At 67.6% G+C, this 13,103-nt stretch carries 14 protein-coding genes; 12 read left to right on the plus strand and 2 right to left on the minus strand.

Going from position 1 to position 13,103, the window contains the following annotated elements:
- From AB4061_RS32565 to AB4061_RS32620, 12 genes are all read left to right on the plus strand, one after another.
- Nucleotides 1-832, plus strand: an 832-nt coding sequence (locus AB4061_RS32565; protein WP_441640329.1) for a DNA polymerase III subunit gamma/tau C-terminal domain-containing protein, incomplete at its 5' end; no start/stop codon positions are given.
- Nucleotides 833-914: 82 nt separating this feature from the next.
- Entirely contained in the window at nucleotides 915-1,247 is a 333-nt protein-coding gene (locus tag AB4061_RS32570; protein ID WP_006157727.1) for a YbaB/EbfC family nucleoid-associated protein, read from the plus strand.
- Between the two features lie 18 nt (nucleotides 1,248-1,265).
- Nucleotides 1,266-1,583, plus strand: coding sequence for an antibiotic biosynthesis monooxygenase family protein (locus AB4061_RS32575; protein ID WP_441640330.1), 318 nt, complete (start codon nucleotides 1,266-1,268; stop codon nucleotides 1,581-1,583).
- Entirely contained in the window at nucleotides 1,580-2,194 is a 615-nt protein-coding gene (recR, locus tag AB4061_RS32580) for a recombination mediator RecR (RefSeq protein ID WP_150993105.1), read from the plus strand. The genes AB4061_RS32575 and recR overlap by 4 nt, the downstream gene beginning before the upstream one ends.
- Nucleotides 2,195-2,246: 52 nt before the next feature.
- Nucleotides 2,247-3,152, plus strand: coding sequence for a LysR family transcriptional regulator (locus AB4061_RS32585; RefSeq protein WP_043347514.1), 906 nt, complete (start codon nucleotides 2,247-2,249; stop codon nucleotides 3,150-3,152).
- A 182-nt stretch (nucleotides 3,153-3,334) separates the two neighbouring features.
- Nucleotides 3,335-4,531 (plus strand): CaiB/BaiF CoA transferase family protein, encoded by a 1,197-nt coding sequence (locus AB4061_RS32590; RefSeq protein ID WP_441640331.1) that lies wholly within the window; start codon nucleotides 3,335-3,337, stop codon nucleotides 4,529-4,531.
- On the plus strand, nucleotides 4,528-5,496 hold the full coding sequence (locus tag AB4061_RS32595; protein WP_441640332.1) for a hydroxymethylglutaryl-CoA lyase: 969 nt from the start codon (nucleotides 4,528-4,530) through the stop codon (nucleotides 5,494-5,496). Before AB4061_RS32590 ends, AB4061_RS32595 begins: the two co-directional genes overlap by 4 nt.
- 183 nt (nucleotides 5,497-5,679) lie before the next feature.
- Entirely contained in the window at nucleotides 5,680-6,642 is a 963-nt protein-coding gene (locus tag AB4061_RS32600) for a Bug family tripartite tricarboxylate transporter substrate binding protein (protein WP_441640362.1), read from the plus strand.
- A 231-nt stretch (nucleotides 6,643-6,873) separates the two neighbouring features.
- Complete coding sequence (locus AB4061_RS32605; protein WP_441640333.1) at nucleotides 6,874-7,920, plus strand: ABC transporter substrate-binding protein; 1,047 nt, start codon at nucleotides 6,874-6,876, stop codon at nucleotides 7,918-7,920.
- A gap of 198 nt (nucleotides 7,921-8,118) precedes the next feature.
- Complete coding sequence (locus AB4061_RS32610; RefSeq protein ID WP_441640334.1) at nucleotides 8,119-8,931, plus strand: ABC transporter ATP-binding protein; 813 nt, start codon at nucleotides 8,119-8,121, stop codon at nucleotides 8,929-8,931.
- Nucleotides 8,932-9,008: 77 nt separating this feature from the next.
- Nucleotides 9,009-9,800, plus strand: a complete 792-nt coding sequence (locus tag AB4061_RS32615) for an ABC transporter permease (protein WP_441640335.1) — start codon at nucleotides 9,009-9,011, stop codon at nucleotides 9,798-9,800.
- Nucleotides 9,801-10,006: 206 nt separating this feature from the next.
- On the plus strand, nucleotides 10,007-10,711 hold the full coding sequence (locus AB4061_RS32620; RefSeq protein ID WP_441640336.1) for a hypothetical protein: 705 nt from the start codon (nucleotides 10,007-10,009) through the stop codon (nucleotides 10,709-10,711).
- On the opposite strand, the gene AB4061_RS32625 is transcribed toward AB4061_RS32620, so the two are convergent.
- Together AB4061_RS32625 and AB4061_RS32630 are read right to left on the minus strand one after the other, a co-directional pair.
- On the minus strand, nucleotides 10,708-12,147 hold the full coding sequence (locus AB4061_RS32625) for a sensor histidine kinase N-terminal domain-containing protein (RefSeq protein WP_441640337.1): 1,440 nt from the start codon (nucleotides 12,145-12,147) through the stop codon (nucleotides 10,708-10,710). The two genes, AB4061_RS32620 and AB4061_RS32625, sit on opposite strands and share 4 nt — an antisense overlap.
- On the minus strand, nucleotides 12,144-12,842 hold the full coding sequence (locus AB4061_RS32630) for a response regulator (protein WP_441640338.1): 699 nt from the start codon (nucleotides 12,840-12,842) through the stop codon (nucleotides 12,144-12,146). Before AB4061_RS32630 ends, AB4061_RS32625 begins: the two co-directional genes overlap by 4 nt.
- Nucleotides 12,843-13,103: the final 261 nt, after the last annotated feature.

Raw genomic sequence — 13,103 nt, forward strand, 5'->3', positions numbered from 1 at the left:
CGCTGCGGCTGCGCCGGCCGCGCGCCCGCCCTCGGCCCAGCCCTTGCGTCCGCCTGGCCCACCCGCTGCGGTGTCGAGGCCGGCGGCCCCGATGCCTGCCGCCCAGGCCGCAGCCCCATCGCGCCGGGAGCCTGTGCCCGCGCGGCAAGCCGCCACGGATGCGCGCGATGTCCGCGATAGCGGCCCGAGCGACGACGTCCCGCCGTGGGAACACGCGGGCAGCAGCGACGTGCCGCCCTGGGAAGACCTCCCGCCCGACCTGCCCGTGATCGGGCCGTACGACAGCGATCCCGAGCCAATGCCCTCGCGCCAGGCCGCGCCCCGGCGCGAACCTGCCCCGCGCGCTGCGCCGCCTGCTCCCGCCGCGGTGCAAGCCGCCCCGGCCGAGCCGGTGGCCCCGGTGCGGCTCACGCCGCCTAAGCCGCCGGTGGCGGGCGAAGATGGCACGCCGCCGGTGTTCACCGGCGCGTGGCCGGCACTGGCTGCCAGCCTGCCGCTCAAGGGCCTTGCACAGCAACTGGCCTACCAGAGCGAGCTTGTCCAGGTCGTGGGCCGCACCTTCCACCTGCGCGCGCCGGTGGCGCCCATTACCGAGGCGGGCGTCGTCGAACGCCTGCAGCAGACGCTGGCCGAGCACCTCGGCACCGAAGTGCGGGTGCAGTGCGAGATTGGCGCGGTGGCTGATACCGCCGCCGCCGCGGATGCGCAGGCTCGCGCCGAGCGCCAGCGCGAAGCCGAGGCCACTATCGAAGGGGATCCCTTCGTGCAGGGTTTGCTGCGCGAGTTTGGCGGCACGATCCTGGAGGGATCGATCCAGCCGCGCGCCGCCTGACCTCTTATTTTTGCCAGGCCGCCGGCGCCCAAGACCCGCGGCGGCCCGTAACTTCCATCCAAACGCTAATCAGGAGCACTCCATGATGAAGGGCCAACTGGCCGGGCTGATGAAGCAAGCCCAGCAGATGCAGGAAAACATGAAGAAGATGCAGGAGCAGCTTGCCCTGATCGAGGTCGAGGGCCAGTCCGGCGCCGGCCTGGTCAAGGTGGTGATGACCTGCAAGAACGACGTCAAGCGCGTCTCCATCGACCCCAGCCTGCTCGCCGAAGGCGAAGACAAGGAACTGCTGGAAGACCTGGTCGCCGCTGCGTTCAACGACGCCGTGCGCAAGGCCGAGGCCACCTCGCAGGAAAAGATGGGCTCGATGACCTCCGGCCTGCCGTTGCCCCCGGGCTTCAAGCTGCCGTTCTGAGCCTGGCACGGAGCCCGCATGATTCTCGAATCCGCAGTGCTGCCGGTGCGCCCCGGCCAGGAAGCCGCCTTTGAAGCGGCTTTCGGGCAGGCGCGTCATATCATCGCGGGCATGCCGGGCTTTCTTGGGCTTGAGTTGCATCGCGGTATCGAGCGGCCGTCGGAGTACCTGCTGACAGTGCGCTGGCGCACGCTGGAAGACCACACCGAGGGTTTTCGCGGCTCGCCCGAGTACCAGCAGTGGAAAGCCTTGCTGCATCATTTCTATGAGCCGTTTCCCACCGTGCTGCATCACTTGCCGGTGGTGAGCATGGCGGCGTCCGGAGGGCCGGCATGAAGGGCGCTCCCCCGACCTCGTTGCAGGCGCTGATCGAGGCGTTGCGGGTCTTGCCGGGCGTGGGGCCGAAGTCGGCCCAGCGCATGGCTTACCACCTGCTGCAGCACGACCGCGAAGGTGCCCGCAAGCTGGGCGACGCCTTGCGCGGCGCGGCCGACGGCATCAAGCATTGCTCGCGCTGCAATACGTTCACCGAGCAGGAAATCTGCTCGACCTGCCTGGACGAGCGGCGCGACGCCTCGCTGCTGTGCGTGGTGGAGACGCCGTCCGACCAGATCATGATCGAGCAGACGCTGACCTATCGCGGCCAGTATTTTGTGCTGATGGGCCGGCTTTCTCCGCTCGACGGCATCGGCCCGCGCGAGATCCACCTGGACCGGTTGCTGGCGCGTGCCACCGACCCCGCCATGGGCGGCCCGGTGACCGAGGTGATCGTCGCCACCAATTTCACGAGCGAAGGCGAGGCCACGGCGCACTATGTCGGCGAGATGCTGAAAGCGCGCGGCCTCAAGGTGTCGCGCCTGGCGCGCGGCGTGCCGGTGGGCGGCGAGCTTGAGTACGTCGATGCCGGCACCATTGCCCGCGCGGTGATGGACCGGCGCGCGGTGTAGCCGTGCCCGATCGCATTGCCATGCCTGGGTCCGTGCGCGGGGTCACGACCGCATGAATCTTGCCCGTTTCGACCTTGTCACGCTTGGCCTGTTCGTGGCCGTGGCCCGCCAGGGCAGCATTTCCGCCGGCGCGCGCCAGTCGCACCTGGCGGTGGCAGCGGCCAGCAAGCGCATTTCCGACCTGGAGGCCGCCGTTGGCGCGCCGCTGTTCTTTCGCCACGCGGCCGGGGTGCAGCTGACCGAGGCCGGGCAGGCCTGCTTCCACCATGCGCTGACCATCCTGCAGGACGTGGAGCGCATGGCCGGCGTGATGTCGGACTACGCCAGCGGCGTGCGCGGCCAGGTGCGCGTGTGCGCCAATACCTCGGCCATCACGCAGTTCCTGCCCGACGACCTGGCGACCTTCATGGCGCTGCATCCGACCATCCGCATCGAGCTCGAAGAGCAGAACAGCAGCGAGATCGTGGCCGCGCTGGTGGAAAACCGCGCGGACGTGGGCATCTTTGCCGACCGCACGCCCAGCGCGGGCCTGGTCACGGTGGAGTACCGGCAGGACGAACTGGTGCTGGTCACGCCGCCGGGCCATCCGCTGTCCGAGCGCGGGCCCGTGCGCTATGCGGACACGCTGGAATACGACTTCGTCAGCTTGCCGCAGGTCACCTCGCTGGCGGCCCGCTTGCTGGAGGAAAGCAGCCGGCTGGACCGGCCTTTCCGCCTGCGCATCCAGGTGCGCAGCTTCGACGCCATGTGCCGCATGGTGATGGCGGGGCTGGGCGTGGGCGTGCTGCCGCGCATCGCGGCCGAGCCGCACGTGCAGTCGATGGGTTTGTCGCTGGTGGGGCTGCAGGATGCGTGGGCCCGCCGCACGCTGCTGATCGGCATGCGTGACCCCGCCGGGCTGACGGTGTCGGCGCGGCTGCTCATCACCCATCTCTGCGGCGACCGCGCGCCGTTCTGAAACGTGGTTCGTTCGGGGCTTTCGCGTTCCGAGAAGGCCCGCTTCTCCGAATGCCGATTCCGCCAGCCGCCCGGCTGGGGCACACTGCGTCGAAACAAGGCGTGCCGCCAGCCGCGCTGGCCGCGGCGCTTCCCATCGGCACACGCCTGCTGCAACCCACACCGCACGGAGACACCCCCACCATGGCGCGACAGATCCTTGAAGGCATTCGGGTCCTCGAACTCGGGCAATTGATTGCCGGCCCCTTCGCCGCCAAGACCCTCGCCGATTTCGGCGCTCACGTGGTCAAGGTGGAGCCGCCCGGACAGGGCGACCCGCTGCGCAAATGGCGCATGCTTTACGAGGACACCTCTGTCTGGTGGGAAGCGCAATCGCGCAACAAGCAATCCATCTGCATCGACCTGCGCAATCCGCAAGGGCAGGCCGTGGTGCGCAAGCTGGCTGCCGAGGCCGACGTGCTGATCGAGAACTTCCGTCCCGGCACCATGGAGAAATGGGGCCTGGGCTATGAAGCGCTGCGCGCGGAAAACCCCGGCCTGATCATGGTGCGCGTGTCCGGCTACGGCCAGACCGGCCCGAAGAAGGACGAGCCGGGCTTTGCCGCGGTGGCCGAGGCCATGGGCGGCCTGCGCTACCTCACGGGCGAGCCGGGCCGTGCCCCGGTGCGTGCCGGCCTGTCGCTGGGCGACACCATCGCCGGGCTGCATGGCGCGCTCGGCGTGCTGCTGGCGCTGTACGAGCGCGATGCGCGCGGCGGCGAAGGGCAGGTGATCGACGTGGCGCTGTACGAGTCGCTGTTCAACCTGAGCGAAAGCCTGCTGCCGGAGTATTCGGCGTTTGGCGCCGTGCGCCAGCCGGCTGGCGGCGCCTTGCCCGGCATCGCGCCGTCCAACGCCTATCCCTGCGCCAGTGGCGAGTACGTGCTGGTGGCCGCCAACGGAGACGCCATCTTCAAGCGCCTGATGCACGCTATCGGCCGCGCCGACCTGGGCGACGACCCGGCGCTCGCGCGCAACGACGGCCGCGTGAAGCGCGTCGACGAGATCGATGCCGCCATCACCGCGTGGACCCGCACGCAAAGCGTGGAAGACGCGCTGGTGGTGCTCAAGCAGGCCGAAGTGCCATCCGGGCGCATCTACACCGTCAAGGACATCTCGGAAGACCCGCACTACCGTGCGCGCGGCGTGATCGAGAGCGTGACCGCGGCCAGCGGCCTGAGCGTCGAAGTGCCGGGCATCATGCCCAAGCTCTCGGCCAGCCCGGGCGCCATCCACGACCGTGCGCCCACGCTGGGCGAACACACCGACAGCGTACTGGAGGCGGCCGGCTTCGACGCTGCCACCATCGCCGACATGCGCGCACGCGGGGTGGTGGCATGAGCGCGTCATGCATGCTGCGCGGCCCGGCCCGCATCGAGATCAACGAAGTCGCGCCGCGCGATGGCCTGCAGATCGAGCCGGCCGTGGTGCCCACTGACGCCAAGGTGGCCTTTCTGGATGCCTTGTCCGCCTGCGGCTTTGCCCGCATCGAAGCCACGTCATTTACCTCGGCCAAGGCCATCCCCGCATTGGCCGATGCCGAGGCGGTCATGCACCGCATGCAGCGCGGCGCGGGCGTGCGCTACACCGCGCTGGTGCCGAACCTGCGCGGCCTGGAGCGCGCGTTGTCGTGCCGGCCCGATGAGCTCAACCTGGTGATGTCGGCCAGCGAGACGCATAACCGCGCCAACCTGCGCATGACGCGCGCTCAATCGCAAGCGCAATTGCTGGCAATGATCGAGGCGGCCAACGCGGCGGGTGTGCCGGTCAATGTTTCTCTGTCCACCGTGTTCGGCTGCCCCTTCGAGGGCGAGGTCGATGCCGGTGCCGTGATGGCCCTGGCCGAGTCCTTCGCCCATGCTGGCGCGGCCGGCATCACGCTGTGCGACACCACCGGCATGGCGTATCCCACGCAGGTGGCCGCGCTGTGCGAGCGTTTCCAGCAAAGCTTGCCGCAGGCGGGCCTCACCATTCACCTGCATAACACCCGCGGCATGGGCCTGGCCAACGCGCTGGCCGCCTGGCAGGCGGGCGTGACCCGCTTCGACGCCGCCGCCGGCGGTCTCGGTGGTTGCCCCTTTGCGCCCGGTGCCAGCGGCAACGTCAGCACCGAGGAACTGGTGCATATGTTCGATGCCATGGGCGTGGACACCGGCGTGGACCTGGCGCGCCTGCTCGACGTGGTGGCCGGCTTGCCCGCGCTGGTCCAGCGTGACACCGCCAGCCAGTTGCTGCGCGCCGGCACTCGCCTGCGCACGCACCAGCCGCCGGCCTGGCTGGCCGAGCATTTCGCCGGGCAGGGCTGACACCGGGCCCGCCCACAAGAATCCCGAACGACGGGTGCGCACCGCACGGCGAGGGCCGGCGGGCGCTGATCAAAAAACCAAGATCAACAAGCACCAAGCAGGAGACACTCCATGCCTCGCAATCCGGCATTTGCCATCGCACGTCCCCAATCTTCCCTGTGCGCATCCGGCGCGCGCCGCAAGATGCTCGCCGCCGTGGCTCTGGCTGCCGCCGGCCTGGCCGGCACGGCCGCATGGGCGCAGGACGGCGCCTACCCGACGCGCCCGGTCACGCTGGTGGTGTCCGCCGCCGCGGGCGGCACCACCGACCTGGCCGCGCGCATGATCGCCGAGCCCCTGTCCAAGGCCCTCGGCCAGCCGGTGGTAGTGGACAACCGCCCCGGCGGCTCGGGCGGCATTGCCGCGCAGACGGTGGCGCGCGCCAAGCCGGACGGCTACACCCTGATGGTGCAGTACTCGGGCTACCAGGTCATCTCGCCGCTGCTGATGAAGAACGCGTGGGACCCGGTGAAGGATTTCTCCCCGGTCGCCAACATCCTGTCTGCGCCGCAAGTACTGGTGGTGCGCCCGAGCCTGCCGGTGAAGACGCTCAAGGAACTGGTGGCCTATGCCAAGGCTAACCCCAACAAGCTCAACTACGCGTCGTCGGGCAACGGTTCGCTGCAGCATGTTTCCACCGAGCTGCTGAACCAGATGGCCGGCATCCAGATCACCCATGTCCCATACAAAGGCACTGGCCCGGCCATGACCGACCTGCTGGGCGGCTCGGTGGATCTCACTATCACCACGCCGCCGCCCCTGATGGGGCATATCGCGGGCGGCAAGCTGCGCGCGCTGGTGGTCACCAGCAAGCAGCGCCTGCCCAGCCTGAAGGACGTGCCCTCCGCACCGGAAGCGGGCTATCCCGATCTCGATGTGTCGTCCTGGTTCGCGATGTACGCGCCGGCTGGCACGCCTAAGCCGATCATCGACAAGCTCGCCGGCGAGATCGAGCGCATCATGCAGACCGAGGCCTTCCGCAAGAAGGCGGAGGAGCTCGGCGCCGAGGCGAAGTTCATGGGCCCGCAGCAACTCGCGACCTATCAGCGCAACGAGCTGGTCCGCTGGGCCAAGGTCATCAAGGCCGCCGATATCCACGCGGAATGATGCCTGCGCCCGGGGCCGGCAGTAAGCCGGCCGAAAGGCGCACCCTGTATCTTCGATGCCCACACGCTGGCGCGGATGCCGGCGTGGCATAGGTGTTGATCCCGATGCGGCGCTCTGCGGCATCGGCTAGCATCGCAACTTGCCGCTACGCGGCACTACGCATGCCGTGGCACACGTGGCATGCATCAGCGCGAGAGCCGCAGTTGACGGGTAATCAGGTAGGAGAGAGAAATGTATAACAAGAAATTCTGGAAGCAGGCGCTGCTCGCGCTGGCGCTGTTCCTTGCGGGCTGGTTCACGTTTGGCGGCTACGCCCAGGCACAGGGCAAGCCCGAGAAGACCAAGGTCACCATCGCCGTGGGCGGCAAGAACCTGTTCTACTACCTGCCGCTGACCATTGCCGAGCGCCTCGGCTACTTCAAGGATGAAGGGCTCGACGTCGAGATCGTCGACTTCGCCGGCGGCGCCAAGGCGCTGCAGGCCGTGGTGGGCGGTAGCGCCGATGTGGTTTCCGGCGCCTACGAGCACACCATCAACCTGCAGGCCAAGGGCCAGCAGTACCAGGAATTCGTGCTGCAGGGCCGCGCCCCGCAGATCGTGCTGGTGGTCTCCAACAAGACCATGCCCAACTTCAAGTCGGTGGCCGACCTCAAGGGCAAGAAGATCGGCGTGACCGCGCCGGGATCCTCCACCAACATGATGGCCAACTTCGTGCTGGCAAAAGCCGGCCTGAAGGCATCGGACGTTTCCTTCATCGGTGTCGGCGCCAGCGCTGGCGCGGTGGCGGCCATGCGCTCCGGCCAGATCGACGCGATGGCCAACCTCGATCCTGTCGTGTCGATGCTGACCCAGAAGAACGAAGTGCGCATCGCCTCTGACACCCGCACGCTCAAGGACACCCAGGCTGTCTTCGGCGGCAATATGCCGTCGGGTTGCCTGTACGCGTCCACCGCCTTTATCCAGCAGAACCCGAACACCACGCAGGCCATGACCAACGCCATGGTGCGCGCGCTCAAGTGGCTGCAGAAGGCCGGCCCGTCGGACATCGTCAAGACCGTGCCGGAAAGCTATCTGCTGGGCGACCGCGCGCTGTATTTGTCCGCCTGGGAAAAGGTCAAGGAAGCCATCTCGCCGGACGGTACCATGCCGGCCGACGGTCCCAAGACCGCGCTCAACACGCTGCAACAGTTCGACCCGGACCTGAAGGGCAAGACCATCAAGCTGGAGAACACCTTCACCAACACCTTCGTGCAGAAGGCGAACGCCAAGTACAAGTAAGGCATCGCCTGCGCCCAGGGTGCCGGCGGCCCGCTGCGTGCAGCGGGCCTTTGCATTGGCGCATACCGATGCCATCCATGGCATCTGGTGCGCCGTCCTGAACCTGCTTTCCACGTCATTACTATCGCGCGGAGCCGCGGTGCCTGCATCCATCGCACCCGTTGCGTCATTCAGCACCGTATCCGCCAAGAGCCTGCCATGAGCACTCCCGCACTTTCCCTCGACAACGTCACCTGCACCTTCGTCTCCCGCGACGATCGCAGCCAGCGCTATACCGCCGTCAAGGAGACCACCCTGGACATCCAGCCCGGCGAGTTCGTCTCCGTGGTGGGGCCGACCGGCTGCGGCAAGTCCACCTTGCTGAATGTGGGGGCCGGCTTGCTGCAGCCTTCGATCGGCGAGGTACGGGTGTTCGGCGAGCCGCTGCGCGGCATCAACGCCCGCGCCGGCTACATGTTCCAGGCCGAGGCGCTGATGCCGTGGCGCAGCGCGCTCGACAACGTCATTGCCGGGCTTGAATTCCGCGGCATGGCGCGTGCCGAAGCGCAGCAGGAGGGCGAGGCCTGGCTGCGCCGCGTCGGCCTGGGCGGGTTTGGCGACCGCTACCCGCACCAGCTCTCCGGCGGCATGCGCAAGCGCGTGAGCCTGGCCCAGACGCTGATACTGGATCCGGACATCATCCTGATGGACGAGCCGTTCTCCGCGCTCGACATCCAGACCCGCCAGCTGATGGAAAACGAGGTGCTGGAGCTGTGGGCGGCCAAGCGCAAGGCAGTGCTGTTCATCACCCACGATCTTGACGAGGCCATCGCCATGAGCGACCGCGTGGTGGTGCTGTCGGCAGGTCCCGGCACGCACCCGATCGGCGAGTTCGCCATCGACCTGCCGCGTCCGCGCGACGTGGCCGAGATCCGCAACCATCCTCGCTTCATCGAGCTGCACGCGGCCATCTGGGACGTGCTGCGCGAGGAAGTGCTCAAGGGCTACGCGCAGCAGCGCAAGGTGGCCTGAGATGGCCTGGCGCGCTTCGTTCCCATTCAATCCGGTCTGATCAATCCAGTCTGATTTCAATTCGAGTTTCGATTCCCATGGCTTTCCGTCCCGACTCCAAAGGCATGCTGCGATTCTGGCAGCTGCTCGTCCTCGTTGTGATCCTCGGCGCCTGGCATGCCGCCACGCGCTCGCAGCAGGTTGCCTTCTTCTTCGGTGAGCCACTGATGGTGGCCCAGCGCATCTGGAACTGGTTCGTCATCGAGCGCGACATCTACGTCCACCTCGGCGTGACCTTGATCGAGACGCTGCTGGCCTTTGGCATCGGCACGGCCGCGGGCCTCGGCGTTGGCCTGTGGCTGGCGCTCAGCCCGCTCACCTCGGCCATCCTCGATCCCTATATCAAGGCGATGAACTCGATGCCACGCGTGATCCTGGCGCCGATCTTCGCCGTCTGGTTTGGCCTTGGCATCTGGTCCAAGGTAGCGCTGGCGGTGACGCTGGTGTTCTTCATCGTGTTCTTCAACGTCTACCAGGGCGTCAAGGAAGTCAGCCCCGTGGTGCTGGCCAACGTGCGCATGCTGGGCGCGAACCGCAAGCAGCTGCTGCGCCATGTCTACCTGCCGAGCGCGACCAGCTGGGTGTTTTCCTCGTTGCATACGTCAGTCGGCCTGGCCTTCGTGGGCGCGGTGGTGGGCGAGTACCTGGGCTCGGCGCGCGGCGTTGGCTACCTGATCCTGCAGGCCGAGGGCACCTTCGACATCAACACCGTGTTCGCGGGCATCGTGGTGCTGACCGCGGCGGCGCTGATGCTGGATACGCTGGTCGGCAACGTGGAGAAGCGGCTGATGAAGTGGCAGCCCAAGAGCGGAGAGACCGAGCGGCTGTAAGCCAGCCGTCGGGCTGGCACCCGGGCGATCGCGAGAGTGAGCCGCAACGTGGTGGAGGTTGGTTGAAATTTATTGTTTTACAATAAAAATTGTTTGTAAGACAATCATTTTCACATAAGATCACGGCTTGCTCACCGTCCGGAGTCGCCATGCATCCCCCTGTTTTCTCACGCATCGTCCGTATCGGCCGGCGCTAAGCCAGCGTGATGCCCAATGCTGACCGCGGCGCGCACGCCATGCGCCGCCGCCAGTGGCCGATCGTGGTGGCGCTGGTGCTGGTGGCGCATGGGCTCGTGCTGGGCCCGGTGCCCTGGCCGGCACGGCAGGCCTCGCTCTCGTTGCCACGGCCTGGCGAGCGGGATCAGCGGGCCATGCAGTGGGTGGCAGTGTTGCCGTCCACCAGGTTACCCACGCCCGCTGCCACCGCCAAGCCCGCTGCATCCTCCCGCAAGCCGCAGGCCTTGTCCGCGTCTCGGCCTGAGCGCGTGTCCGCAAGGCAGTCCGGCCGGGAGCCAGCCGCGGCGATGGCTTTGCCGCCCGGGGCGGGCGTACCTTTCAACAGTTCTAGCGCGGCCAGCGTGCCCATGCTGCCGCTGGCACCGATGCGCTCCGCAGATCCGGCATCTGCCACCAGTGATGCGCGGGACAATATCGCCCGTAGTCGTCAGCGGGGCGAGGCCGTCTTCGAGCGCGCCGCCTCCGACGCGGTGGCCTCGCCTGCGCAGCGGCTTGCCGCGGGCATGGCCGCGGCCGCGCAAGGCGAGGCCCTTGTCGAGTCGCAGGTGGGCACGAACCGCACTGCGCGCGTGCGCGGCGCCGCAGGGACTTACTGCTTGCGCATGAAGGACCCAAGCCTGAAGGTCGATCCGTTTCGGCAGGAGCTGGCACTGCCGGCCAATTGCCCGCCTTAGTGGTCCCGCCAACTTTGGTGCGATGCGAGCCCGGCCCCGGCGCCCGCCACCGCGGTCACCGCGAAGCGCACGCTGACGGTCAGGCCGCCGCCGGGGGTTTCCTCAAGCGCCACCGTGGCGCCATGGGCGCGCGCGATCTGGCGCACGATCGGCAGGCCCAGGCCGCTGCCAGCCTGCCCCGGGATGGATTCGCCGCGATAGAAGCGCTGGAATACCTTGTCGCGCTCGTCGTCAGCAACGCCCGGGCCGCTATCCACCACTTGCAGCAACGGCTGGTTTTCCGGACCCACCACGCGCACGGTCACCTGCGTTCCGGCGCCGCCGTAGCGGATCGCGTTATCCACGAGGTTGCCGGCCAACTCCTGCAGCAGTTCCGCTTGCCCCAGGACTTGTACCGGCGCATCGGCTTCGAAGCCCAGGTCGACCTGGGCGGCCCGCGCCACCGGTGCCCATTCGAGCGCCACGTCCCTGGCCAGCGTATCGAGGCGCAAGGGCAGCAACGCCGGCGCGTAGCCACTGTCCGGTTCCAGGCGCGATAGCGAAAGCAATTGCTGCACGCCCTTGGCGGCGTGGCGCACGGTATCGTGCAGCGGCCCCAGGTGGCGAAGGATACGGTCGCCATCGCGCTCGCGCAGCGCCAGTTCCGACTGCGCCTGCATGATGGCCAGCGGCGTCTTCAACTGGTGGGCGGCATCGGCAAAGAAGCGCTTGCGCGCCAGCAACATGCGGTGCAGGCGCGCAACGTATTGGTTGATCGCCTCGACCAGAGGCTTCATTTCGGCGGGCAGGTCCTTTTGCTCCAGCGGCGCCAGGTCGTCGGCGCCACGTTCGGCCACCGTGGCGCTGAGCCGGTGCAGCGGCCGCAGGCCGCGCCGCACGCCGAACCACACGATGCCCAGCGCCAGCGTGACCAGTATCATTTCCTGTTGCAGCGAGCCGGCCAGGATCTCGTGCGCCAGCGACTGGCGCGGCTCGATGGTCTCGCCGACCAGCACCCAGACCAGCCGCGCCTGCCCCGACGGCATGTCGCGCACCGGCAGCGGCTGCGCTGCCATGCGCACCGGCTCGCCGCGGAAAACGGCGTCGTAGAAGACGGTCTTGTAGAGCGGCTGCTTTGGCGTGGCCGGCATCGGCAGGTCGTCGTAGCCGGTCAGCGTGGCGCCGTGCTCGTCGCGAATCACGTAGTAGATCCGGCTGCCGGCCTCGGACTCGAAGATCTCCAGCGCCAGGTAAGGCACGTCGATGGCGAAGCGGCCCTCATGCAGGCGGATGCCTTCGCGCATCGATTTGAGCGAGGCTTCCAACGTGCGGTCGAACGCCACGTGGGCCGCGTCCATCGCGCGGTGATAGGTCATCCAAGCGTCCATTGCCAGCAGCGCCAGCAACGGCAGCAGCAGCCAGAGCGACAGCTGCAGGCGCAGGCTCGGGACTCTCATCGGGCGGTGGGCGTGGCCACGCTTGCTTGCGGGGAGGCATCGAGCAGATAGCCCAGCCCGCGCAGGGTCACGATGGCCACGCCGCTGCCTTCGAGCTTCTTGCGCAGGCGATGCACGTAGATTTCGATGGCGTCCGGGTTGACCGATTCATCGATGCCGAAAATCTTCTCCGACATGGCTTCCTTGTTGACGGCGCGTCCGTCGCGCAGCATCAGCACCTCGAGCACGGCGCGCTCCCGCCGGGTCAGCGCGAGGGGCTCGCCGCCCAGCACGAAGGCGCGGCTGATGCCGTCATAGCACAGCGGGCCGCATTGCAATTGCGTGCTCTCGTGACCAAAGCTGCGGCGTATCAGCGCGCGTGCGCGGGCCTCTAGTTCCGACAGGTCGAACGGCTTGGACAGGTAGTCGTCCGCACCCAGGTTGAGCCCCTTCACGCGATCCTCGACCGAGCCGTGCGCGGTCAGGATCAGCACGGGCATGGCATTGCGCCGTTGCCGCAGGCGCCGCAGCACCTCCAGGCCATCGAGCTTAGGCAGGCCCAGGTCGAGGATGACCAGCGCGTAGTCCTGGGTCGAGAGCAGGTGATCGGCCGCGCGGCCATCGTGCATGCAGTCCACGGTGAAGCCCGCCTGGCTTAGCGCCTCGACCAGGGCATTCGCCAGCATCACATTATCTTCAACGAGCAGGATTCGCATTCTCTTGGCTGGGCGGGGCGCCCGGGTGAAATCGGTAAAAGCGGGGGAGCGCCGCAACGGCGGGCTGCGCTGAGGAATACAGGTATCCGGCCCGACTTTGAAGCTAGGGAAACTCCCGACTCCGAATGCCGCGCGGCAATGAAATCCGTCGAATTTCGAAAGCGAACTGAAAGTGCACCTGCCATACCATGCGTGCCATCCCGGGGGGCTGCCCGGATATCACCACAAGAATCACAAATCACAAATCACAAGAGGAGACAG

Source organism: Cupriavidus sp. YAF13 (genome assembly GCF_052113425.1).
Taxonomy (GTDB): domain Bacteria; phylum Pseudomonadota; class Gammaproteobacteria; order Burkholderiales; family Burkholderiaceae; genus Cupriavidus.

Bases quoted from the DNA above. Each gene is read 5' to 3' on its own strand.
- AB4061_RS32570 (WP_006157727.1), top strand. From the start codon at position 915: ATGATGAAGGGCCAACTGGCCGGGCTGATGAAGCAAGCCCAGCAGATG.
- AB4061_RS32575 (WP_441640330.1), top strand. From the start codon at position 1,266: ATGATTCTCGAATCCGCAGTGCTGCCGGTGCGCCCCGGCCAGGAAGCC.
- recR (WP_150993105.1), top strand. From the start codon at position 1,580: ATGAAGGGCGCTCCCCCGACCTCGTTGCAGGCGCTGATCGAGGCGTTG.
- AB4061_RS32585 (WP_043347514.1), top strand. From the start codon at position 2,247: ATGAATCTTGCCCGTTTCGACCTTGTCACGCTTGGCCTGTTCGTGGCC.
- AB4061_RS32590 (WP_441640331.1), top strand. From the start codon at position 3,335: ATGGCGCGACAGATCCTTGAAGGCATTCGGGTCCTCGAACTCGGGCAA.
- AB4061_RS32595 (WP_441640332.1), top strand. From the start codon at position 4,528: ATGAGCGCGTCATGCATGCTGCGCGGCCCGGCCCGCATCGAGATCAAC.
- AB4061_RS32600 (WP_441640362.1), top strand. From the start codon at position 5,680: ATGCTCGCCGCCGTGGCTCTGGCTGCCGCCGGCCTGGCCGGCACGGCC.
- AB4061_RS32605 (WP_441640333.1), top strand. From the start codon at position 6,874: ATGTATAACAAGAAATTCTGGAAGCAGGCGCTGCTCGCGCTGGCGCTG.
- AB4061_RS32610 (WP_441640334.1), top strand. From the start codon at position 8,119: ATGAGCACTCCCGCACTTTCCCTCGACAACGTCACCTGCACCTTCGTC.
- AB4061_RS32615 (WP_441640335.1), top strand. From the start codon at position 9,009: ATGGCTTTCCGTCCCGACTCCAAAGGCATGCTGCGATTCTGGCAGCTG.
- AB4061_RS32620 (WP_441640336.1), top strand. From the start codon at position 10,007: ATGCCCAATGCTGACCGCGGCGCGCACGCCATGCGCCGCCGCCAGTGG.
- AB4061_RS32625 (WP_441640337.1), bottom strand. From the start codon at position 12,147: ATGAGAGTCCCGAGCCTGCGCCTGCAGCTGTCGCTCTGGCTGCTGCTG.
- AB4061_RS32630 (WP_441640338.1), bottom strand. From the start codon at position 12,842: ATGCGAATCCTGCTCGTTGAAGATAATGTGATGCTGGCGAATGCCCTG.